Source organism: Pseudomonas sp. S2_E01, from assembly GCF_054668365.1.
The window spans coordinates 5,359,494-5,380,248 of sequence record NZ_CP162762.1 but is presented as its reverse complement, the minus strand read 5'-3'; the positions used below and the strand labels follow the sequence as shown (position 1 = coordinate 5,380,248).

18 protein-coding genes, 1 tRNA gene and 1 pseudogene are annotated in these 20,755 nt (G+C 54.5%); 6 read left to right on the top strand and 14 right to left on the bottom strand.

Annotation, left to right across the window (positions count from 1 at the left end; all coding sequences use genetic code 11):
- Positions 1–4: 4 nt before the first annotated feature.
- A complete protein-coding gene (locus AB4O36_RS24775) occupies positions 5–985 on the bottom strand; it encodes an alpha/beta hydrolase family protein (RefSeq protein WP_460140484.1) in 981 nt (326 codons plus the stop codon).
- Positions 986–1,193: 208 nt separating this feature from the next.
- Between AB4O36_RS24775 and AB4O36_RS24770 the strand changes: the two are divergent.
- A pseudogene (locus tag AB4O36_RS24770) lies at positions 1,194–1,642 on the top strand (carboxypeptidase regulatory-like domain-containing protein).
- A 20-nt stretch (positions 1,643–1,662) separates the two neighbouring features.
- Here AB4O36_RS24770 and AB4O36_RS24765 read toward each other — a convergent pair.
- The 6 genes from AB4O36_RS24765 to AB4O36_RS24740 all read right to left on the bottom strand — a co-directional run bounded on the left by AB4O36_RS24765 (position 1,663) and on the right by AB4O36_RS24740 (position 7,770).
- Positions 1,663–2,454: a TSUP family transporter gene (locus AB4O36_RS24765; protein WP_460140483.1), complete on the bottom strand. Its 792-nt coding sequence runs from the start codon at positions 2,452–2,454 to the stop codon at positions 1,663–1,665.
- 58 nt (positions 2,455–2,512) lie between these two features.
- Positions 2,513–2,806 (bottom strand): hypothetical protein, encoded by a 294-nt coding sequence (locus tag AB4O36_RS24760; protein ID WP_460140482.1) that lies wholly within the window; start codon positions 2,804–2,806, stop codon positions 2,513–2,515.
- Between the two features lie 889 nt (positions 2,807–3,695).
- Positions 3,696–3,992, bottom strand: coding sequence for a helix-turn-helix domain-containing protein (locus tag AB4O36_RS24755; protein ID WP_460140481.1), 297 nt, complete (start codon positions 3,990–3,992; stop codon positions 3,696–3,698).
- 638 nt (positions 3,993–4,630) lie between these two features.
- Positions 4,631–5,455, bottom strand: a complete 825-nt coding sequence (locus tag AB4O36_RS24750; protein ID WP_460140480.1) for a DUF4160 domain-containing protein — start codon at positions 5,453–5,455, stop codon at positions 4,631–4,633.
- A 4-nt stretch (positions 5,456–5,459) separates the two neighbouring features.
- The gene (locus AB4O36_RS24745; protein ID WP_460140479.1) at positions 5,460–6,611 is read right to left on the bottom strand and encodes a DUF3696 domain-containing protein; all 1,152 of its coding nucleotides are present in this window, start codon (positions 6,609–6,611) and stop codon (positions 5,460–5,462) included.
- Positions 6,604–7,770, bottom strand: coding sequence for a DUF262 domain-containing protein (locus AB4O36_RS24740; RefSeq protein ID WP_460140478.1), 1,167 nt, complete (start codon positions 7,768–7,770; stop codon positions 6,604–6,606). The genes AB4O36_RS24745 and AB4O36_RS24740 overlap by 8 nt, the downstream gene beginning before the upstream one ends.
- Positions 7,771–8,066: 296 nt before the next feature.
- Here AB4O36_RS24740 and AB4O36_RS24735 point away from each other — a divergent pair, with 296 nt between their 5' ends.
- The gene (locus AB4O36_RS24735) at positions 8,067–8,774 is read left to right on the top strand and encodes a recombinase family protein (RefSeq protein ID WP_460140477.1); all 708 of its coding nucleotides are present in this window, start codon (positions 8,067–8,069) and stop codon (positions 8,772–8,774) included.
- Between the two features lie 758 nt (positions 8,775–9,532).
- On the opposite strand, the gene AB4O36_RS24730 is transcribed toward AB4O36_RS24735, so the two are convergent.
- The 7 genes from AB4O36_RS24730 to panM form a co-directional block, all read right to left on the bottom strand.
- Positions 9,533–10,930 carry an FRG domain-containing protein gene (locus AB4O36_RS24730; protein ID WP_460140476.1) on the bottom strand — a complete coding sequence of 466 codons (1,398 nt, stop codon included), beginning with the start codon at positions 10,928–10,930 and terminating at the stop codon, positions 9,533–9,535.
- Positions 10,931–11,003: 73 nt separating this feature from the next.
- On the bottom strand, positions 11,004–12,755 hold the full coding sequence (locus tag AB4O36_RS24725; RefSeq protein ID WP_460140475.1) for a DUF6538 domain-containing protein: 1,752 nt from the start codon (positions 12,753–12,755) through the stop codon (positions 11,004–11,006).
- Positions 12,756–12,850: 95 nt separating this feature from the next.
- Positions 12,851–12,926, bottom strand: a tRNA-Phe gene (locus AB4O36_RS24720).
- 102 nt (positions 12,927–13,028) lie between these two features.
- Positions 13,029–13,301, bottom strand: coding sequence for an oxidative damage protection protein (locus AB4O36_RS24715; RefSeq protein WP_003220737.1), 273 nt, complete (start codon positions 13,299–13,301; stop codon positions 13,029–13,031).
- Positions 13,298–14,365 (bottom strand): A/G-specific adenine glycosylase, encoded by a 1,068-nt coding sequence (gene mutY / locus AB4O36_RS24710; RefSeq protein WP_460118956.1) that lies wholly within the window; start codon positions 14,363–14,365, stop codon positions 13,298–13,300. Before mutY ends, AB4O36_RS24715 begins: the two co-directional genes overlap by 4 nt.
- The gene (locus AB4O36_RS24705) at positions 14,362–16,593 is read right to left on the bottom strand and encodes an AsmA family protein (RefSeq protein WP_460140474.1); all 2,232 of its coding nucleotides are present in this window, start codon (positions 16,591–16,593) and stop codon (positions 14,362–14,364) included. Before AB4O36_RS24705 ends, mutY begins: the two co-directional genes overlap by 4 nt.
- Before the next feature lie 76 nt (positions 16,594–16,669).
- Entirely contained in the window at positions 16,670–17,074 is a 405-nt protein-coding gene (gene panM / locus AB4O36_RS24700) for an aspartate 1-decarboxylase autocleavage activator PanM (RefSeq protein ID WP_460118952.1), read from the bottom strand.
- A 225-nt stretch (positions 17,075–17,299) separates the two neighbouring features.
- Here panM and AB4O36_RS24695 point away from each other — a divergent pair, with 225 nt between their 5' ends.
- The 4 genes from AB4O36_RS24695 to AB4O36_RS24680 all read left to right on the top strand — a co-directional run bounded on the left by AB4O36_RS24695 (position 17,300) and on the right by AB4O36_RS24680 (position 20,753).
- Positions 17,300–18,964, top strand: a complete 1,665-nt coding sequence (locus AB4O36_RS24695; protein WP_460140473.1) for an OFA family MFS transporter — start codon at positions 17,300–17,302, stop codon at positions 18,962–18,964.
- A 299-nt stretch (positions 18,965–19,263) separates the two neighbouring features.
- Positions 19,264–19,857, top strand: a complete 594-nt coding sequence (hisB, locus tag AB4O36_RS24690; RefSeq protein ID WP_024778052.1) for an imidazoleglycerol-phosphate dehydratase HisB — start codon at positions 19,264–19,266, stop codon at positions 19,855–19,857.
- A complete protein-coding gene (gene hisH / locus AB4O36_RS24685) occupies positions 19,857–20,495 on the top strand; it encodes an imidazole glycerol phosphate synthase subunit HisH (protein ID WP_460118948.1) in 639 nt (212 codons plus the stop codon). The genes hisB and hisH overlap by 1 nt, the downstream gene beginning before the upstream one ends.
- Positions 20,496–20,753, top strand: a complete 258-nt coding sequence (locus tag AB4O36_RS24680) for a DUF2164 domain-containing protein (protein ID WP_460140472.1) — start codon at positions 20,496–20,498, stop codon at positions 20,751–20,753. It begins immediately after the preceding gene.
- Positions 20,754–20,755 lie beyond the last annotated feature (2 nt).

Below are 20,755 nucleotides of genomic sequence, written 5' to 3'. Positions count from 1 at the left end.
TGCGTTATGAGGACTGTCTGCGCGGCACCAGCCGCCCGGGAGTGTCGGGTGCCAGTTCGCCGCTTCGCAGCCAGGACAATGCGATGGGCCATAGTGTGGCTTGGTATGCGCTGCGAAAAAAGGCGAAATGTCCGACTTGTTGCTCGGCGATGTCTTCTGGAGCGATGCGCAAATGGGTACTGGTACCGCCCGTGAAATAGCTGAGCAGGCGTTCGATGGCCGGGATTGTACCGTAGGGATCGTCTGTAACGCTGATTGCCAGGGTTTTCGCGGCCATTGTCGCGAAGGGCAGGGCACCGAGTCGGTCGATGAGCGCGCGACCGCTTGGGCGCGTTTCATAGCGGCGGGTGGGCGTACTCCAGTCACGGACGACCCCAGCCGGCGTGTCTTCGAGCCAGCCAAGACGTTTACCGGGGAAAAAACCGCAGAACATTGTGATCAGCGGCATCATCACATGCCATTTACCGAACATCCGCCAGCGATGAGCCGGCGCATAGTCGCGCCAGTAAGCGAATTGCGCGCCGACGGTCACCAGGCGCCGGATGACATGCCCGGACGCCCCCAGGCCCGCCGCACAGCCGCCGAAGCTGTGGCCGACAACGTCAATGGGCTGGCCGGGGAATTCGCGCTGGGCGCGCTTGAGCATCGCCTCGAAATCCAGCGCACCCCAGTCGGACCATGACGCCTTCAAGCCTTTCAGCGACTCGGGCCGCGATTCGCCGATACCGCGGTAGTCGTAGGTGATGACATCGAAGCCATTGGCAAACAGGTAATCGGCGAAGCGCGAATAGTGCCGGCAGCGCACCGAGGTGGCGGCGTTGATGATCACCACCGGGCGTATCGCGTCGGGACTTGCGTGTCGCCAGGTAAAGCCGCCGAGGATGAAGCCGTCTGCGGCGGGTTCCTTGAACGGAGCGGGGGAGGCGCAGGTTGGCAGCGGCGAGGCAATTTGCGTGGGCGCCAGTGAAATGTCCTGCGAGTTCATCACATGCAGACCTCTACGGGGAGTTGCCAACGATAGCCCTGGAGCGGTGGTTGAACAATCCATCCGGTTTCGCAGGATCGCTGCGACAGGTTCAACCTGTAGTCCAATTCGCAGTGACCCCAAGTACTAATCAATCTAAAACTTGGGCGCGCCGCAGCCCATCCAAAGAAGGTAACGGTTGGGCTCCATGGAGCCCGGGAGTCGTCCCATGAAACGTTCCCTTGCAGTCATTCTTCCCCTCGCTGCCGTTGGCCTGATGATGTTCTCGGTTGCGCTGGAAGCCGCGAGCTCTGAGCCTTTCGACAATGCCGGAGTGCAGATCCAACGGCAGGAGCAAAACGGAGTGGCTTATCTGTCCGGCGGTATCGGCGAGGACGAGGCGAAGGCCATCCAGCACGCGACGGGCTATAACCTGCACATGACCTTTTCCATCGGGCCTGAGGGCAAGTATGTGCCTGACGTCGATGTGGTGGTGCAGAAGGCACAAGGGCCGACAGTGTTGACGCTGAGCCAGGCCGGCCCCTTGGTCTATGTGCAATTGCCACCCGGCAAATACATGGTGGTTGCAACCCGTGGGGGGAGGCACGGCACAGCGCGGCGGAAGTCACCAACGGCGTGGCACGCAATCTTGTTTTTCACTGGAGTGGTGACGAGTGAAGCAAGTGCTATAGCGAAAGTCAGGGCGCGCCCACCACCTGCATTAATGCGACGCGCAATGGATTGGTTTCCACGCTCAGGAGCTTGATGGCCAAGGCGCAACACACCACGATCAACATGGGCTTGATCAATTTCGGGCCCACCCGTACAGCGGCGCGGGCACCCAATTGTGCACCTACGCAGGCGGCTGCAGCCATCGCGATTGCTATCGGCCAGACGATCACGCCTTTGGTGATGAAGACCGCCAGTGATCCTAGGTTGCAGGAGGCGTTGGCGAGTTTGGTAAAGCTCATGGCTCGCATCATTCCCAATCCACAAAGCAATACAAAACCGACGATGAAGAACGAGCCTACGCCGGGGCCGAATATGCCGTCATAGAATCCCAGGATGGGTGCCACCGTGAACGAAAACAGCAGAACGCCGATTCTTTTGCGCCGATCTTCGTTGGCCAGCTTCGGAGTGAGTGCGAAATAAACGGCGACTAGGATCAGCATGATCGGTACGGTGATCTCCAGGTATCGTTTATCCACTGAGCTGACGAGCAATGCGCCACTGGCCCCGCCGATAAATCCGCAGAGAATCAGAAAGCGACCATTGCGCCACTCGATCATCCCCTTGCGGGCAAAGGCGGCCGTTGCCGATAGCGTCGCCGAAGCGGCCTGAAATTTATTCGTCGCGATTGCGCTGATGGGATCAACGCCGGCCAGAAACAAGGCAGGTAGAGTGATCAACCCTCCACCTCCCGCAATTGCATCAAAAAATCCGGCGCAGAATGCGACGAGCGCCAACAGGCCAATTACATCCCAAGACATTCCATTTCCTCTTTCGCAGCACTTGATCGCATGATTGGTTTGTTCACACCCTGCGGACTCAACCTTGCAGCAGCAATGGGTCTTCTGAAATAACGATCGGGGATGAGAACTTGGAAAGCCCGAAAATTCGAACTAGAACCCGACTATTGTTTTTGATCACATCGCGGCAGTGCAGGGCGCGAGTGTTGTTGATGATCATGGCTGACTCCTGGTTGAGCATGTATTCGGTCGGAGCCGCCTCGGTATGCGGGCCAAGGGCCAGACCGGAATGGGAGCTGATTTCTTTGTGAGCTGGCTCTTCGGGGATTCTGGTCAGCCCGCCGCCCTTGAAGTTGGCGACCAACCGGATCATTTTCCCCTCGTTATCCATGTCATAGGCGAAGGCTTTGTGATCGACCAACTCGAGCAGAATCTGATTCCTGGCTGCCAGCCATAGGACTTCATGTCGGTTCTCCAGCGATCTCAGGTTCGGTAGTTCGTGGGGAGGAGGGGGAATCAGTGATCTTTCGCAGTCCCTCAAAGATCAACACGCAAACATGGCCTTCGGAATAGGCTCGCAGCAGTTCGCTTTGTTGCTTCGAGCAAGAGAGCTTTAAGGCAGTGGCTGCCAGAGCGGCTTTGGACCTCGCTCCCGACGTCTGTGGCCCCCCGATGCCGGCGAGCTCCTCGGCAAAATGGTGAATCAGCGTTGACTGCCGAGCATCAAAACGCAAAGTCCAGATGTCTGGCTGCGTTGAAGACTCAGTGGTTTTTGCGCCAGCTATCATCGCGTCGGTCATTGTCTACGTCCCAGTAGTGCAATCTGCTCCAGGTGATACGGCAGATCCTTGCTGATTCTGCTCAAGCCGAGAACGAGCGTATGTCGTCCTTTTCCGTGAATGCACACGGAGCGCTCCGAAAGTCGCGAGAGATTGTTGGGAGGGGAAACCCCGAAGGCAACGAATAGCCCGGCAAAGCGTCTTCTGGTTTAGGGGGGAGCGTGATAGACGCTGCGTCAAAGGCTGTGCAGGAGGCTGGAGCGGTGACTTATCAAATCCCAGGCATAAAAAAAACCTGAATCTTGCGATTCAGGGTTTTCGGTATTTGGTGCCCAGAGACGGAATCGAACCGCCGACACTGGCCGACATTGACTAAGCCCAATGAAATAGGGCGTTTATCTTCGCCCTCTCTATGCCTAGTGTACCTGTGTTGTGTACCCAGGAGAAGCTAGGCGCAGGAGGGGCCGCTTGGAGTCTGAATCCTCACTCCTCGCGAATAGCTGACATCACTCGTGATCGTCCTGCTTTGCTGAGTCTATGAAACGCAATGAGCAATTCGGCGGTTTCGTCATCCCCGGCGTAGAAGTAGGCAGCCGGAAGCTTCAGGACTTCAGCAATCCGCTCAACAAGTTCAAGACTTGGTACTCGATTGCCCTTCTCGTAGCGGTTCATGCGGGCACTAGCAGACATCGCATCTAAGCCCGCCTCCAACCCTAGACGCTCTTGCGACAGGTCGGCACGGATACGTGCTTCCTTCAGCCGTTTCGCAAGTACAGACATGACCATCCCGTCTAAATTCTTGATGGTCGTTGGTCTGGGTTGATTGGGTGCTACCGATTTGGTAGTTTTGCGGCTGAGCCACCTGATCCCGTGGTTTGCTGTTCTGGCCCTGGGAATCAATATTAGTGATGGAGGGATGCTAAATGGGAATTTTTGGGGGGGTGATGCTCGGTTATGTTTTAACCAGACTAACCAGCGTTCACGAGGAGTTAATTATTTCGCGTTCGCGGGAATTCATTGGAGCAGGAGGGGGGATAGATTCGTTGTCTCTCCGGAGGCGCATGGAAATTGAGACAAAATATCCAAAATGGTTGAGCAGATTGACAGAGTACCCTCGTCACGAAGTCACACGCTCGCTTATTAAGAATCTTCAGGTTTCTGATGCGGTAGGAAATGAACTGAGAAGCTCAGCTATAGGGGAGTTGTTCGAGATTTTAGTGAGAAAAGGATATGCTTTAGATGCAGAGTCGTTTGCTGCATATTACAGCTAGTGTGGTGTCGTTGATGTACATAAGTATGGTGTTTTATATATATGGTTTAGTAGGTTATTACCAAGATGCTACGGGTTTTTGAGCTGTGTCTTTGACAGTTTGCCCACGGGGCTTGCGCCCCGATCTTTGTAATTTTTATTTGCTGCGTTAGTTTCTCAATTCGTAGGGGTGTTTTCCAGTCTGACACCGAACCCATGATTGCAGCAGTTGGTCACGGTATTTATCGATCCATGCTTTCATTTCGGTATCCCACCTATGATCTCCTTTTGATCTCTCGAAAGGATCAATATTGTATTTGGCTAATGTGGTAGGTGAGTTTCTACTTTGTAGTAAGTGCACGTGAGGTGGATTGTGCTCTAGAGGGCCTGAGTACATTACAATTGGATGCTCGTTAAGCGAGTCAAGGACGCTGGAGTTGGAAATGACCTTTCCCCAGTCTTGGATCTCGGTAATCCAGTCATTTATATGAGACGTTTTGGAGATGTGGTCGATACTGCAATCGACAGGATCGTTAAAATCTCCGGTATCATTCAGTGTAAAGCGCTGTGCATTTATTTCCTTCAGTTCCCAGGTTTGATTTGGCAGTTGAAGGCTAATTGCCCAGCCATGCCCATGCAGGCTTGATATGAAATCGGCAAGTGTTAGTGCGTTGCCTGGGTTATTGCTGTGTCTGACTTCTTGGGTTAGATTGAAGTCCGGGGAAAGGGTTGTTATTCTTGAAAGTATCTTGCGGTATTTATCTTTTTGAGAGCCGGTATTTTCTCTGATTCGACTTAATAGAATTTTTCCGCCACAAGCTTTATTCATGGTTCCTTCGGGAACTGCTAACATCCCGTCGGGACGATGCTCAAAAATCGTCAGTGCCGTATCCACAAACTGGCTGACAGATTGGTTCCAGTGAGCCTCGCTGATTTCTTGATCTTCTAGATGTTCAACACAAAGCTCATTAAAAAAGAAGTTTAGCTTTTCCATGCGATTAGCTCAGCAATGATTCGAGGCTTTTATCCCATTCATCAAAAAAACCGTCCGGCCAGGAGTTTAATTCTCCATTTGGTAGGATGGTTGGAGTTTCTATAAAGCTGTCACCGCTTTGAAGGTCTCGTGTGAAATTACATATGCGTACATTGCTCGGTGAAATATTTTTTTCTTTAACGGCGAGCCTGACTCCGTTTAAAATATGATCGCTATGCGTTTCGACAATTATTTGTATGCCATCGGCTGCGCATTTTGCTAATAGCTTGCCTAAGGCTGCTTGTCCTCGCGGATGCAAGTGCGCTTCTGGATTTTCTAACAAGAGTAATGAGCCAGGAGGGGCGGCTAAGCATGCTGTTAAAATTGGTAAACTATAAGTCAATCCGTATCCGACATTGGTGGGTCGACGCCAGTTAGAGTCTTTTGCAAGCTCTAGCGTTGCATATCCAAACCGCAGTGCAACCAGGTCAGTATCGGATAACTTCTCCGCTTTCAGCTTTACTCCTGGACTTATCTGCTGAAGCCACCCGCTTACTTGGTCATTTAGTTTGTTGGTGGCTACAATTCTGTTACTTATAGCCCTGGCCGTTTCGTCAGCTGGCTTCGGGTATCGTCTTGACTCGGAGACCTCTATCTTATCTCCGTGCTCGCTTAGAAAATCAGGCGTGTGCTGGCCGTGGGTGCCCAAAAATCCAAGCTCTCGGTCTATTGAATTGCTTTTATTATACTGGGTTTGGGGTGTCAAACGATCCGCTTGAAGGTACTGAAAATGACATTGTTTTAAGTAATTTAAAGTGACTAATTCGGGGTCGTAAGTGTTGTCTATGCTTGTCTCAAGTGCGTCGCTGCCTTGCTGAGTTTCGGATTTCCAATGAGTGATTTTATCATTGAATTTTAATATTAACTCGATGCTGCTGGTCTTTGCAGAGTCACTGTGTACGTCATTTGAGGAACCTAACTCAACTAAAGGTCCTCGAAGGTGTAAGCGTGTGCGTGTGTCAAGTGAAAGGATTAAGCTTTGGCGCATTAACGCGATTGCTTGGAGTAAAGTGCTCTTTCCTGATCCGTTATAGCCGCTGAGCACAGTTAGCGCGGCCATAGGTATAGCTAGTTCTCGGGCGGACTTGAAGTTTTTTAATGTTAGGAGTTCAAGCATTTAATAAGGTCTCCTTAAAGATCTTCATTATTTCTTCAATCCTTGAGTTTGAAGATTCGGCATGGCCTGTACCCGATCTCAATACTGTGCTTAGTTTGCTTTTGGTCTCATCCATTTGCCGGCCAAACTTGCCTGAGACTATTTCGTTGTTTCTAACTAGGATGTCAACTTCTTGGTCGCTTAATGATGCAAGGCAAATAGCCTGGGCTTCAAATAATCCTTTGTTAATAGGTGATCTTTGCAAGGTGTGGTGGCTTTTTCGAAATGCGTGCTTGCCAAAAACTCTTACAGCAGCAAGGATGCCTTTCTCAAATGCGCTACGTGCTGTCTCCCAATTCTTCGCTGTCCAATCAGGTAATCGAGTTTCTACTGTGTCATTGAGGAATTTATCTAATACTTGATCTGCCGGGCGCATGAATGTTGGTTGCAGTGCCCATAGTGCAATAAAGCGTAGGATCATTTCCATGTCTTGCTGACGGTCAGTTGGGATTTTTTCACCAGTTGCATCAAGAAAAGTTTGGCTCTGGGCCATGCTTCTGATTTCTGATCGCCATTGTCCGGGGAATATAGCGTTGCGGATCTCTTGAGCGCTTAGAGGTAATCCCCCTTGATTGAGGCGAGCGAAAACGTTGAACATCACAGGTTTAGGGGTCGAGGCCCGAATGACGTTGACGTTTATTTCAAGTTCATTGATTCTTCGTTGGAACGGGCGCTCTAGTTCGGCAAAAGTAGAGCCCTCTTTTTCAATTAAATACTGTAATCCTTCCAGTCGAAGAGGATTTAGTTTTGATTGGGTGGCTGCGTTAAGGGCTAAATAATCAACGAAATGAAATATTGCACATAGCCTCTGCAACCCATCAACGACCTCAAAGTTTCCATCTGAGTCTTCGCTGAAGTAAAAGGAAGGTAGTGGTATCCTTAAAAGTACCGACTCTATCAGTCGACTTTTTCGAGGTGTATCCCAAAGGTTTGCTCTGCGTTGAAAGTCCGGCGTTAATGTTAGTTCGCCATGTTTTAAGCGCTCAAGCAAGGAGCCAATCGTTAACTTCCTATCCGCGATATCGACTGAGACAGGATCGAATGGGGTGCTAATCATGTCATGCTCATTGTCCCTTTCTTCTTCAAGGTCAAGAACATCGCCTTTGATGGCTTTAACCATTTTCAAAATCCTAGATAAACGCGTTCACTTGACCTTACTAAAGCATACGCTTTTAGCGGCGGCCCAATTTTAATCAGGATTTGGCAGCAGACGCCTAACACCATCTGAGCTTGTCCCTCCCCCCACACCTGCTCCTGAACTGTGCCAACAATGCCTATTTCATGGGGCTCAAGTTGGCTTTAAGTACGAAGCGGTGTCAAGCTTTGCCGATTATGTCGTACTGTTGACGAGCGTCTACAATATGATAATTTGCGGTCTACAGTTTGATAACGACGGCTGAGCCGGCAGGAGGGGGTATGGAAGTGGTCGCCTATTACAGGGTGTCTACAGCGCGGCAGGGTGAGTCAGGGCTCGGGCTGGACGCTCAGCGTGAGTACATACGTATAGCTGCGCACCAGCATGGCTGGAGCGTCGTTGCTGAGTTTGAGGATCTTGAGTCTGGTGCCACGGCTCCTGAGCTTAGGGAGCAGTGCAAGGCCGCTCTGGCAATGAGTCGGGCGCGAAAAGCTACGCTGGTCGTAGCGAAGCTTGATCGACTTAGCCGGGATGTAGAACACATCGCAGGCCTGCTTAAACTGGTGGACTTCAAGGTTGCCACGATGCCTAACGCTGACAAGTTTCAGCTTCATCTCTATGCGGCCCTTGCTGAACAGGAGCGAGAGTTTATCTCTCGTCGAACCAGAGATGCTCTGGCCTCGCTCAAGGCTCGGGCCGAATCGGGAGATGTTGCAGCCAGAGGCAAGATTGATCGTAGGACAGCAGGGCGTTTGGCTGCCAACAAGGTTGGGAATGGTGCAGCAGTCTCGGCTGTTCAGGTAAGGGCGGATCAATTTGCCGAAAGTCTCCGCAGTGCGGTGAAGGCTGCAATGTATGACGGGGTGGCTACGTTGCAAGCTCTTGCTGCATGGTTGAACGCCAATGGTCACAGGACGGCGCGAGGGGCCAGGTTCACTGCGACAGCGGTCAGTCGTCTCATTAGTCGCTTGGGAATGGCCTTTTCCTAGGGCTCAATATTGGCCTACTACATGGATAGGAAATTTGTGGGATGTGAGTATTGGCTCACTACTTGGATAGAAGGTGCTGCCTTTTCGTTGCGATGGAACGGCGGTCGTATCTATCTGGTCGGATGTATATCCATAAGCTCCCTGCTGGCTTGTTGATGATCGCCAGAGAGGATGGTCGGATAGTAGACATGGCAGATGGTTACTGAAGGACGGTAGGAAGGCAGACAGATGGTTGCTGAAGGATGAAAGTAAGGCATGACAGATAATTACTAAAGGATGTAGTAGGTAGAGATGGATAGTATCTGGTGAGCTTGTGTAATAGCTAATATATAGATATATGGATATATAGATATATAGATATATATATGTATATATGTATATATGTATATATGTATATATGTATATATGTATATATCTATATATGTATATGTGGTAATAGAATACGTCACTGACGGCCTAGACTTCTGTAAAATTTATATAGGATCTTTCTAGTGAGTTTTATTCTCTTATAAATCGATATTTTTAACCATCTACCACTAACCTACTGCAAGCCTGTGTAGGTGGATCATTGAGACTCACTAAATTACTATTCGTCCTGCGGCGTGATCAAAATATGTTGATATAAGAGGTGGGAGGAGAGCGATCACAAAAAATGCAAGCTCGCCAAAGCCTGTAGGCTCACCTCAGAGCACGTATAAAGCTACGCATAGCTACTGCCTTGTTTAGACGTGCGTTAGGTCGTATGAGTAAGTGGAAGCTTAGTCGCCCGTTGAGGGTTGTGAGGTGCTCGATTCGTTCTCACCTAAATCGGAGAGTGGTTTGGTTCGAAATCGCCGGGCGATATCACGAGCCGAATTCTCGATATAGGGGAAGACAGTGCTTTCCGTTATGTTAAGTAACTCAAGCTCATGAAGGATATGTCTCTTATTCACCACACGAATTCGCTTGACGGCAATTTCCTGTGTGCCATCTTCGCTCAATACGACATCGTGTCCAAACAGCAGGAACGCACCTGATTGGGAGGAGATGCGATCATTGCTGCGCTTGCTCTTTACGCATATAACTGAGCGTAAATCCTCTGGCAGTATCCTGGGTTTGAAGTAAGGTTTTTCGTTCCCGATGTAGTGAAGCAATCTCTGTATTTGAATCTGATCATTAAAGCGCTTAAGGTCCTCTTCGACGTTTGCTCCCGGGATATATCCGGTCTTTGGCTCTGCTGCTAACTCAAATGCTATCTGGTCCCGCTCACTTGCACTCATTAAGGCCAGATTAGCTAGGCAGCTTGCAGTGTCGGAGTCAAAATATTTGATCTTGTTCCTGTTAAGGTAAAACAAGATGACTTCGCCGGGTGCGTCGAGTTTGGTTTCGGACCAGACGGCGAAGAACAGGGCAATCAATGGATTGGCCGTGATGTCGAGTAAGCGTGTCGGAAGCGAGTAGTGCTGCATCCTCACCATTCGGTCTAAGGTCGAACTGTCCTCTCTGAAGTCGAACGAGTTTGATACTAGAATCTCTCTAAACATCGTGTGTTCGCTGTCACGATACAGCGGTATGCCTGAGGGGTCGGCTCGGAAGGCCGAGGGCATCAGTCTGTACACTGCATCCGAATGCCCACGATAAAAGCACTCCTTGTCGGGAAGGCTCAGCCCTTTTACCGCTGAGATGAAATCAGTTATTGAGGACACAGATATCTGGGATAGAGTTTCATCTTGAGGGGAAGGAGCGACCGTCACCGGAGGAGGCTCCTCAACATTGCCAGAAATTAACTCTGCCTGTCTGAGTTTTAAGAAAAGATCGCCTTGCTTGATTGCCCAATGTGTTCTAGAAAATTCCCACTCGTGTACTCCGAAACGTTTTCTGGTAGCAATGAACGACTGGAAGGGAATAGGGCCTATACCGCTATCGAGCTCAACAAAAATACGCAACGTATGCCGATCTAGTTCGATATCCGTAATCTTGGCAATCCATAGGTTTTCCTCTCCCTCATAAGCGCATAGGCAGGGAAGCGACTTGAGTTGTTCAATGTTCGAAGAGTTGATGCCTTCAAAGATTGATGCAATGTCATCGGGAGTGTACTCAAGGAATCTGCTCCTCGAAAATTCTTCGACCCCATCCTGCCAAGCGTCATGGGAAGCTGTGACCAAAAAGTGGAACATTGAGGCTCCATTGCGATTGCACTGTTTTTTCAGATGAAGAGAGCGTAGCTGCATTGTCGGGGGACAATACCGACTAAGGTAATGGGGCTAGAGGGAATTTCCTTAGCTCCTCTGCCATTCGGGTCAAGGGCATGTTCCCGTAATCTCGACCTACGCTACCGTTGCTGTGTCCCGTTAATGCGTCGTGTACTTCTTCGGGTATGCCGACCTGCCGACTTAGGGTTTTAAAGGTATGGCGAAAACCGTGGGAGGGGCTGGCAGGGCTTTGGAGGTCGACTATGTTCCGCAGGTACTCAGCCCACGCCTTGCCCCAGTTCGCACCGTAGAAGCCCGCTGGATTGGCTTTGAGCAGGGGAAACAATTGCCCATCGAGAGAGAGCGTCTCGACGTAGTCCAGCAGTCCAAGCTTTATGAGGTGGTCGTGTAGTGGCACCAGCCTCCGGCTACTCTCAGACTTCACTGTACGGCCCGCATCGCCGTTCTCAGGCTCTGCCAGTATTGACAGGTAGGGTATCCCTTCCTCGCTCCGCAGAACGTCTTTGGCGGCGAGCTGGGCGATCTCCTCGCGGCGTGCGCCCGTGTAGTACATCAACAATGGAGCCCAGTACCACGCCTTGCCGAAATTACGGCGGGGAGGGTTCCAGCCCTCCTGAGTAAATGCTTTGCTGTGAAAGATGGTTTTCAGCTCGGCCTGAGTGTAATCCTTTCGACGGCGTGAGCCTTTACCCGTAGCTGACTTACTGGCTGCTTTGGCGATGCCGGATGCTTCGACTGGATTCTCACTAATCCAACCAAGGCGAACGGCGTATCCAAGCACTGCCGAGAGCGCCCGCAGGCGATTTCGAATTGTGGCAGGGGCCAAGCGTTGGAGGCTTTTCGCGTCTGCATTGGCAATCAGTTCCGGGGCTGTCATGTTTCCAGCCCCCTTGGTTTTGACTGGGAGTAGGGCAAGCTTTGCCCGGTACTCCTGCACTTTTCCCCTGCTGATTGTCGAGGTTGGCAGGTCACCGAACAGCTCTATGAATCGTTTGATTGTGCTGCGGAATTCTTCGATGGTTTTTTTGGTGCTGCGTGTGTCCCCATCATCCAGGATTTTGGATTTTGCATAGGCTTCAAAAGCCTCTAGAACGGTTGGGGTTTTGGGTGTCGCATTCTGTTGAGCTGCAAGCGGCTCATGACTCAAGATCTCGACCTTTGCCAGCCAGTCGCCATCGGCACGTTGCTTGGCAAGATTCGAAAGCTTCAGCAGGTGGGTGTAAAACGCCAATTCCAAATCGTCGAGTGTTTTCGATCCCTTGGGAGGCATGGGAATACCCTCAGCTTTGAGCGACCTACGAATATTTACTCTGGCTGTAGCATGCCAATCTGTCTCGTCACCTTCCTCAATGCCCTGCTGAATGCTGAGCATTTCTTGATGCTCCTCCCATCCATAGCGTGTTTCCCAGCCGCTTATGCTTCCCGGTACGAGGTATGTGTTGAATTCACCTGTCCGCTCCATTTCGTCAAGTTGCGATCTGAACCAGCGGGCTGCGAGCTGCTGGACGTCACGAGCACTGAGCCCCTCCACTCCTGAAAGCCGGGCGCGAGCTGCTGAGAAGGCCTCTTCGCTTTTACTCCACTCCGAGGCAAAGCGAGCTTTCGCTTCGTTTGGATCGCGGGTGCTTAAGGAGCGTTTGTATTCCCTGCCAAGTGCTGGGCGCAGTTCGTCAGGGACACGGCGTCGTAGATAGAAAACGCCACTGGTTGGATGCTTGAAGGGTTGAGCCATAAAGGATCGAGGGCGACGTTGGGATGATCGGCTGATCATACCGCTGGAATGTGCCATGTGTACCCACCTTGTGTACCTGTTGGGTGGGCCTAGCAATGTTGCGGAAAACAAAAAACCCCTGACTTCTTTCGAAATCAAGGGTTTAGATGTTTTGGTGCCCAGAGACGGAATCGAACCGCCGACACGGGGATTTTCAATCCCCTGCTCTACCGACTGAGCTATCTGGGCAACGGGGCGCATTAAACGGGTTTTTCAGGGGGTCGTCAAGCAAGTTTTCAAAAAAAATTTAATTATTACCGTCGCTTACGTTCCGACCCCGATGCAATGGGGTTATTCAGCTGGCGGCACGTAGCCTTCAGCCTTGGCGTAATCTTCGCCCGAGAAGTACTTGTCCATTTCGCCCTGCAGGTATTTGCGATCCTCGGCGTTCATCATGTTCAGGCGCTTTTCGTTGATCAGCAGGGTCTGGTGTTTCTGCCAGTCGGCCCAGGCCTTGGCCGAGACGTGGTCGAAAATATCCTGGCCCTTGGCGCCCGGGAATGGAGCGCGCTCCAGGGCGGGCAATTCTTCTTTGTACTTGCGGCACATGATGGTGCGGGTCATGAGGACTCTCCTGCGTTCAATACGGCGGCCGCGCGTTCGAGCAAGGTTTTGACCGGGGCCGCAAGGCCCAGGCGCGGCGGGGTGGCGAGGTTATACCAGAGCCAGTCGGCCTCGGCCACGTGATGGCCGGCTTCCTGGACCTGGACCAGCCAGGGTTCGATGGACAACTGAAAGTGGCTGAAGGTGTGCACCAGGCTGGGCAGCGCCTGTTGCGCACCCAGTTCCAGCGAATGCTGCGAAGCCAGGTGCGGCAGGTCGTCGAGGTCATCGAGTTCCGGCAGGCTCCAGAGCCCGCCCCACAAGCCCGTGGAAGGGCGACGATAAAGCAGGATCGCGCCTTCTTCGTTGGCGAGCATCGGCATCAACGTGCGCTTCTGTGGCACGGCTTTGCGCGGCTTGGGGATGGGGTAACGGGTTTCGAGGCCAAGCATATGCGCTTCGCAGCCCTTCTCCAGCGGGCACAGCAGGCAACTGGGCTTGCTGCGGGTGCAGAGCGTGGCGCCCAGGTCCATCATCGCCTGGGTATAGGCATTGACGCGATCCTGGGGCGTGAAGCGCTCGGCGGCGGCCCACAGTTGTTTCGCGACCTTCGGCTCGCCAGGGTAGCCTTCCTGGGCGGTAAAGCGCGCCAGCACTCGCTTGACGTTTCCGTCGAGGATCGGCGCACGCAGTCCCATGCTGATGCTGGCAATGGCGCCGGCGGTCGACAGGCCAATCCCCGGCAGCTCGACCAGTTTTTCCACATCACGCGGAAATTCGCCGCCGTACTCGGCAACGACGATCTTCGCGGTCTTCTGCAAATTGCGCGCGCGGGTGTAGTAACCCAGGCCGGTCCACAGGTGCAGCACTTCGTCTTCCGGCGCGGCGGCCAGGGCTTCGACGGTCGGCAAGGACGCCATGAACCGGTCGAAGTAATTCAGTACCGTGCTGACCTGGGTTTGCTGCAGCATGATTTCCGAGACCCACACCCGATACGGTGTGATGCCCTGTTGCCAGGGCAGGTCATGGCGACCGTGGCGGTCGAACCAGTCCAGCACCGCCGTTGAAAACTGCTCGGCTCTCATCGCTTGAACAGCCCCTTCAGTGCGTTTTTCAGTTCAGGGCTGACTTTGTCGCCAAGTTTCTCGTCGATTTTTTCGCTGATCTTGTCGCCAGCCAGTTTGCTCGCAACCTGTCCCATGCGTTCGTTATCAAGACGGCAGGCCTTGGCCCCCAGCTCCAGCGGGCCACGGCAACGCAGCGGCCACTCGATGCCGACAAACTTGTCGCCGACCTGGCAGGCGGGATCCGGCATGGCACTGGTGTCGCCCTCGACGACGATGCCGACCCGGTAATCCATGCCCAGGACGCGCAGGTCAATGTCACCGTCGCCGTTAACCGTCATGCCCGGGATGCGCACCTTCAGGTCCGGGTTGCTGGCCACGCCATTACGGAAGGTCAGGTTGCCCTTGAGTTCCTGGAAGGGTGTGTCCTTGCCGCGTGGTTCGCCGCTGAGGGACTTGCGGTTGAGGGTGGCGATGCCTTTGCACAGTTGCTGTTCCAGGTTGGCATTGAGTAGCACGCCGTTATTGATGACGAAACTGGCGTTGCCATTGAGGGTGTCGATCAGTGCTTTCTGGCTGTTACCGGTGCCGGTCACATTGCTGTTGAGCGTGACCAGGCCCTTGACTGGCGGGTTCTTGCCCTGGCTTTCGAGGATTTTTTCCGCTGGTACTCTGCTGATGTTGGTCTGCAAGTTCAGGGTCGGCACGTCAGGGCGCACATCGAGGATGCCCTTGGCCTCAAAGTTGCCGTCGTACAGGTCGCCGCGCAGGTTTTGCAGGGTCAAAAGTCCTTCTTTGCCATTGGCCTTGAGCACGGCGTTCTGGATTGGCAGCTTTTCCAGGGTGAGTTGGCCAAACGTCAGGTCGGCGTCAACGTCGAGTTTGCGCAGGCGCTCAACCGGTAGCAGTCGATCCGTGCTCCAGGCTTGCTTGGTGGGTTTGTCCGGCAGTGGTGTGCTGCCGCTGCCGGCGAGGGCATCGGCTTCGGTGCTGGCCACTTCGGCCTGGCGCACTTGCTTGGCGCTGTTGGCTTCAGCGGATTTTGGCGGCAGATAGCGGTCGACGTTGAACGTGTCGGCCTTGAGCACTGCGCGCAGCGATTGCTTGGCGAAATCCTCGACGGCAATGCGCCCGCTGAAGGTGCTGTCGTCGATTTTCAGGTTGATGTTGTCCAGCGACAGGCTGGTCGGCGTGGCGGCGACTCGGCTTACCAGTTCGACTTTGCTCAGGCTGCCCTCGGCCATGGCCGGCAGTTGCTGGCCAATGCTGTCGACGAACTTCGCCAGGTCCAGTTGCGCAATCGAAATGCCGCCATTGATTTGCGGGGTCTTGTCGAGGTCATTGACCTTCAGCTCCCCCAGGGCGCGCAGCTGATTGGCGGAAATCTTGATGCCTGTCCATTCGGCGACGTTCGCTGCTTTATCCAGCAGCAATTGCCCTTGGGCGGCGAAGGTCACGGTCTTGCCCTGTAGCGGGTCGCCAGCGACTTCGCCGGACAGCTTCATGTCTTCGAATTTGTAGCGTTGCAGCGCGCGTTCAAAGCGCAGCTCGCCATTGAGTTCTGTGCGCACCCGCAGAACGGGTTGATTGCTGCCGAGGAAGGCGGTGAGCTTGACCGGAATATTGGTGGAGTCATGAACGGGGCCGGTGCTCAGCTGGATGCTTTCGGCGCTGAACTGCTTGCCGGTCTGTTCGTCGCTGTATTCGACGCGGGCGTTGTTGACGGTCAGGCTGTCGATGTCCAGGCGAATCGGCTGCGCCGGTTTTTCCGCTTGGGCCGTGGTCGGTTGCGCGGGTGGAGTTTCGCCCGTAGGTGCGGCAGGCGTGGTCGTACTGGCGGTTGCCGGGACCTTGCCGATGTCTTCCCAGTTGCCGTGGCCGTCCTTGTCGCGGTTCAGGCGCAGGTTCAGGCCTTCGACCCGCACGTCACTCATCTGCACTTCACGACGCAGCAACGGCAAGACGCGCACCGACAGGCCGAGCATCTGCAGGTCGGCGAAAGGCTCGGTGGGTTTGGCCAGGGTTGCGACGCTGGCATCGTGCAATTCCAGGCCAAGCCAAGGGAACAGACTCCAGCCAATGTCGCCATTGAGCGTCAGCTCGATGTGGGCCTTGTTGCGGGCAATCTGGCGAATTTCGTCTTTATAGTCGTTGGGATCGAAGAGGTGGGTCAGGGCAAAGCCCAGCGCCACAATGATCAGCAACAGCCCGAGAAGTACCAGACCCAGGATTTTGCCGAACGCTTTCATGGGCGAGTCCTTGTATTAGTCGAATTCGAATTTAGCCGGGGAGTATAGCGCTCCAAAGTGGACGACCGGTCATCGATCAATCCGGCGACACATCCAGCGGCACTTTCAGTTTGGCAGCCAGCGCCTGGGCTTCAAGGTGCCCGGCGGGTGCCAGCAGGCGTAATGCCGCACCCGATTGCGACGCCATTTTCTGCGCTTCGTTCACCAGTCGTTCGGCCACTCCGCGGCGGCGGGTCACTTTTCGCACGCAAAGTTGTGAGAGCTTCCAGACCTCCCCATGTCTCTGCAGGCGTGCCGCGCCCAACAGTCGGTCGTTGAAACGACCGCCGATCAGCGAGCCGTCCTTGAGGCAGCTTTCGATGAGTTGCACATCATCGGCAAACGGGGCGAACAGCCACTCTGGCGCGTCGCGATAGATCTTCTGCAGATCCTGCTGATCCTGGGCGGTGGCCTGTTTCAGCGACTCGATGATGATCGGCATGACGGTTCCTTGAGAGGTACGAAAACAGATGACTTTGCAAAAGTGATATCAGATTGCTTTTTCTGTCACGCGCAAATGTTACCCTCTGCGGGTTCGTCCGTCCTTCTGCGACCCCATGTCGCACCAAAATGGAGCTTCACCCCGCAAAATAACAGTCATGCGTGCGCATAAAGGCTGGGGGTGAGGAGTGGCTGGCGAACCATTCTAATAATTGGGGGATACCTAATGAGCACTAGCACCACGGCGGACGGCTATAGCGCCGACAAGCCCTCGTTCCTGTCCAAGGAACGCATTATCGCCAAGCCCGGTTTCAACCGTTGGCTGGTACCACCGGCCGCTCTGGCCATCCACCTTTGCATCGGCATGGCCTATGGTTTCTCGGTGTTTTGGCTGCCGCTGTCCAAAGCACTGGGCGTCACCAAGGCTGTAGCCTGCGAACCTGACATGAGCTTCATCGCGCAGGTTTTCTCTTCGCAATGCGACTGGCCGATCTCGATGCTCGGCTGGATCTACACCCTGTTCTTCATCTTCCTGGGCTGCTCTGCAGCGATCTGGGGTGGCTGGCTGGAGCACGCCGGTCCACGCAAGGCGGGCGTTGTTTCCGCACTGTGCTGGTGCGGCGGCCTGCTGATTTCGGCGCTGGGCGTATACACGCACCAGATCTGGCTGATGTGGATCGGTTCCGGGGTCATTGGTGGTATCGGTCTGGGCCTGGGCTACATCTCGCCGGTGTCGACCCTGATCAAGTGGTTCCCGGACAAACGAGGCATGGCGACCGGTATGGCCATCATGGGCTTCGGTGGTGGTGCGATGGTCGGTGCGCCACTGGCTGCCGCCCTGATGGGCCACTTCGCTTCGCCAACCAGCGTGGGCGTGTGGCAGAGCTTTTTGGTGATGGCTGCGATCTACTTCGTGTTCATGATCGGTGGCGCGCTGTCCTATCGAGTTCCGCCAACCGGCTGGAAGCCTGAGGGCTGGACCGCGCCGGCAAAAAAAGCCTCGAACGCGATGATCACCCATCGTCACGTGCACGTGAATGTGGCGTGGAAAACCCCGCAATTCCGTCTGGTCTGGCTGGTGCTGTGCCTGAACGTTTCGGCGGGTATCGGCATCCTGGGCATGGCGTCGCCACTGTTGCAGGAAGTGTTCGGCGGCAAGCTGCTAGGCAATGACCTGCCGTTCGGCCAACTGGACGCGGGTCAACTGGCCTCGATCGCGGCCATCGCTGCCGGTTTCACGGGTCTGCTGAGCCTGTTCAACATCGGCGGCCGCTTCTTCTGGGCATCGTTCTCGGACTACCTGGGTCGCAAAAACACCTACTTCGTGTTCTTCGCATTGGGTTTTGCCCTGTACGCGCTGATTCCGAACCTGGGTCACCTGGGCAACGTCGCGCTGTTCGTGGCGGCGTTCTGCATCATCCTGTCGATGTACGGCGGTGGTTTCGCTACCGTTCCAGCCTATCTGGCGGACCTGTTCGGTACGCAAATGGTTGGCGCAATCCACGGTCGACTGCTGACTGCCTGGGCGGCGGCGGGCGTACTGGGTCCGGTGCTGGTGAACTACCTGCGTGAGTATCAGTTGAGCATCGGCGTTGAACGCGCCGCCGCCTATGACATCACCTTGTACATCCTCGCCGGCCTGCTGGTGCTGGGCTTCATCTGCAACATGCTGGTGCGTCCGGTAGCCGACAAGTACTTCATGACCGACGCTGAACTGGCGGCCGAACAGGCGCTGGGCCACGACAAGGGTGCTGACGCCAGCACCGTGCTGGAGTGGAAAGCAGCGCCTGGCACCAAGCCGTTGGCGATCGCTGCCTGGCTGGTGGTGGGCATTCCGTTGGCATGGGGCATCTGGGTGACCCTGCAGAAAACGGCGGTGCTGTTCCACTAAGCGATTTGGCCCGGGCCTTATGGGGTTCGGGCCAGTCCTGTGAACCAAAACCTGTAGGAGCGGGCCTGCCCGCGATAGCGGTCTGACAGTCAAAGAAGAGTTGACTGAAACACCGCTATCGCGGGCAAGCCCGCTCCTACAGTGGTTTTCACATCCCCGGTTCGCAGCTTGTACGCACATGTACATCCCCGACCGACGGGATTTCTATCCGTCAGTGATATCACCTCCCGTGTATCTGTTTGCCGCCCGCGCGCCTATAATGGTTGCCTTTTTCGCCCAATGATTTTGCGGAGCTGGTGATGGCCGAACGTAAGGCGTCTGTCGAGCGCGACACTCTGGAAACCCAGATCAAAGCCTCGATCAACCTGGATGGCACCGGCAAGGCCCGGTTTGACATCGGTGTTCCTTTTCTTGAGCACATGCTCGACCAGATCGCCCGTCACGGGCTGATCGACCTGGATATCGTCAGCAAGGGCGACCTGCATATCGACGACCACCACACCGTGGAAGACGTCGGTATCACCCTGGGCCAGGCGTTCACACAGGCTATCGGTGACAAGAAAGGCATTCGTCGCTACGGCCACGCCTACGTGCCGCTCGATGAAGCGCTGTCGCGCGTGGTCATCGACTTCTCTGGCCGTCCGGGCCTGCAGATGCATGTTCCGTATACCCGTGCCACCGTCGGCGGTTTCGACGTTGACCTGTTCCAGGAGTTTTTCCAGGGCTTCGTCAACCACGCCAACGTCACGCTGCACATCGACAACCTGCGCGGCCACAACACCCACCACCAGATCGAAACCGTGTTCAAGGCCTTTGGCCGCGCCCTGCGCATGGCCGTCGAGCTCGATGACCGCATGGCCGGTCAGATGCCATCGACCAAGGGCGTCCTGTAATGCAGACGGTTGCGGTAATCGATTACGGCATGGGTAACCTGCACTCGGTGGCCAAGGCCCTCGAGCACGTGGGTGCCGGCAAGGTGCTGATCACCAGCGATGCCAACGTCATTCGCGAAGCCGACCGGGTAGTGTTCCCGGGTGTTGGCGCAATTCGCGATTGCATGGCGGAGATTCGTCGCCTGGGCTTCGATACGCTGGTGCGTGAAGTCAGCCAGGACCGCCCGTTCCTCGGTATCTGCGTGGGCATGCAAGCCTTGCTCGACAGCAGCGAAGAAAACGGCGGCGTCGACTGCATCGGTCTGTTTCCCGGTGAAGTGAAGTTCTTCGGCAAGGACCTGCACGAAGACGGCGAGCACCTCAAAGTGCCACACATGGGCTGGAACCAGGTCAAGCAGGCGGTCAATCACCCGCTGTGGCATGACATTCCAGACATGGCGCGGTTCTACTTCGTGCACAGCTATTACATCGCCGCCGCCAACGCGCGTCAGGTGGTGGGCAGCGGTCACTACGGTGTCGATTTCGCCGCCGCGCTGGCCGATGGCTCGCGTTTCGCGGTGCAGTTCCACCCCGAGAAAAGCCATACCCATGGCCTGCAATTGCTGCAGAACTTCGCGGCGTGGGACGGGCGCTGGTAAATGGCCGTCAAGAAGAAGCCGCCGATCCTGACCCTCACGCCCGAACAGGAGCGTGAGGCCAATCAAAAGATCCAGCGCTTCATGGAGGATCGCTTCGAACTGGACCTGGGTTCGTTCGAAGCGGCCGAAATCCTTGAGCTGTTTACCCGTGAAATTGCTCCGCATTATTACAACAGGGCGATTTTCGATGTGCAGGCGAACCTCAAGGAGAGGTTCGAAAGCATCGAAAGCGACTTGTGGGCGCTTGAAAAGAATTAGCA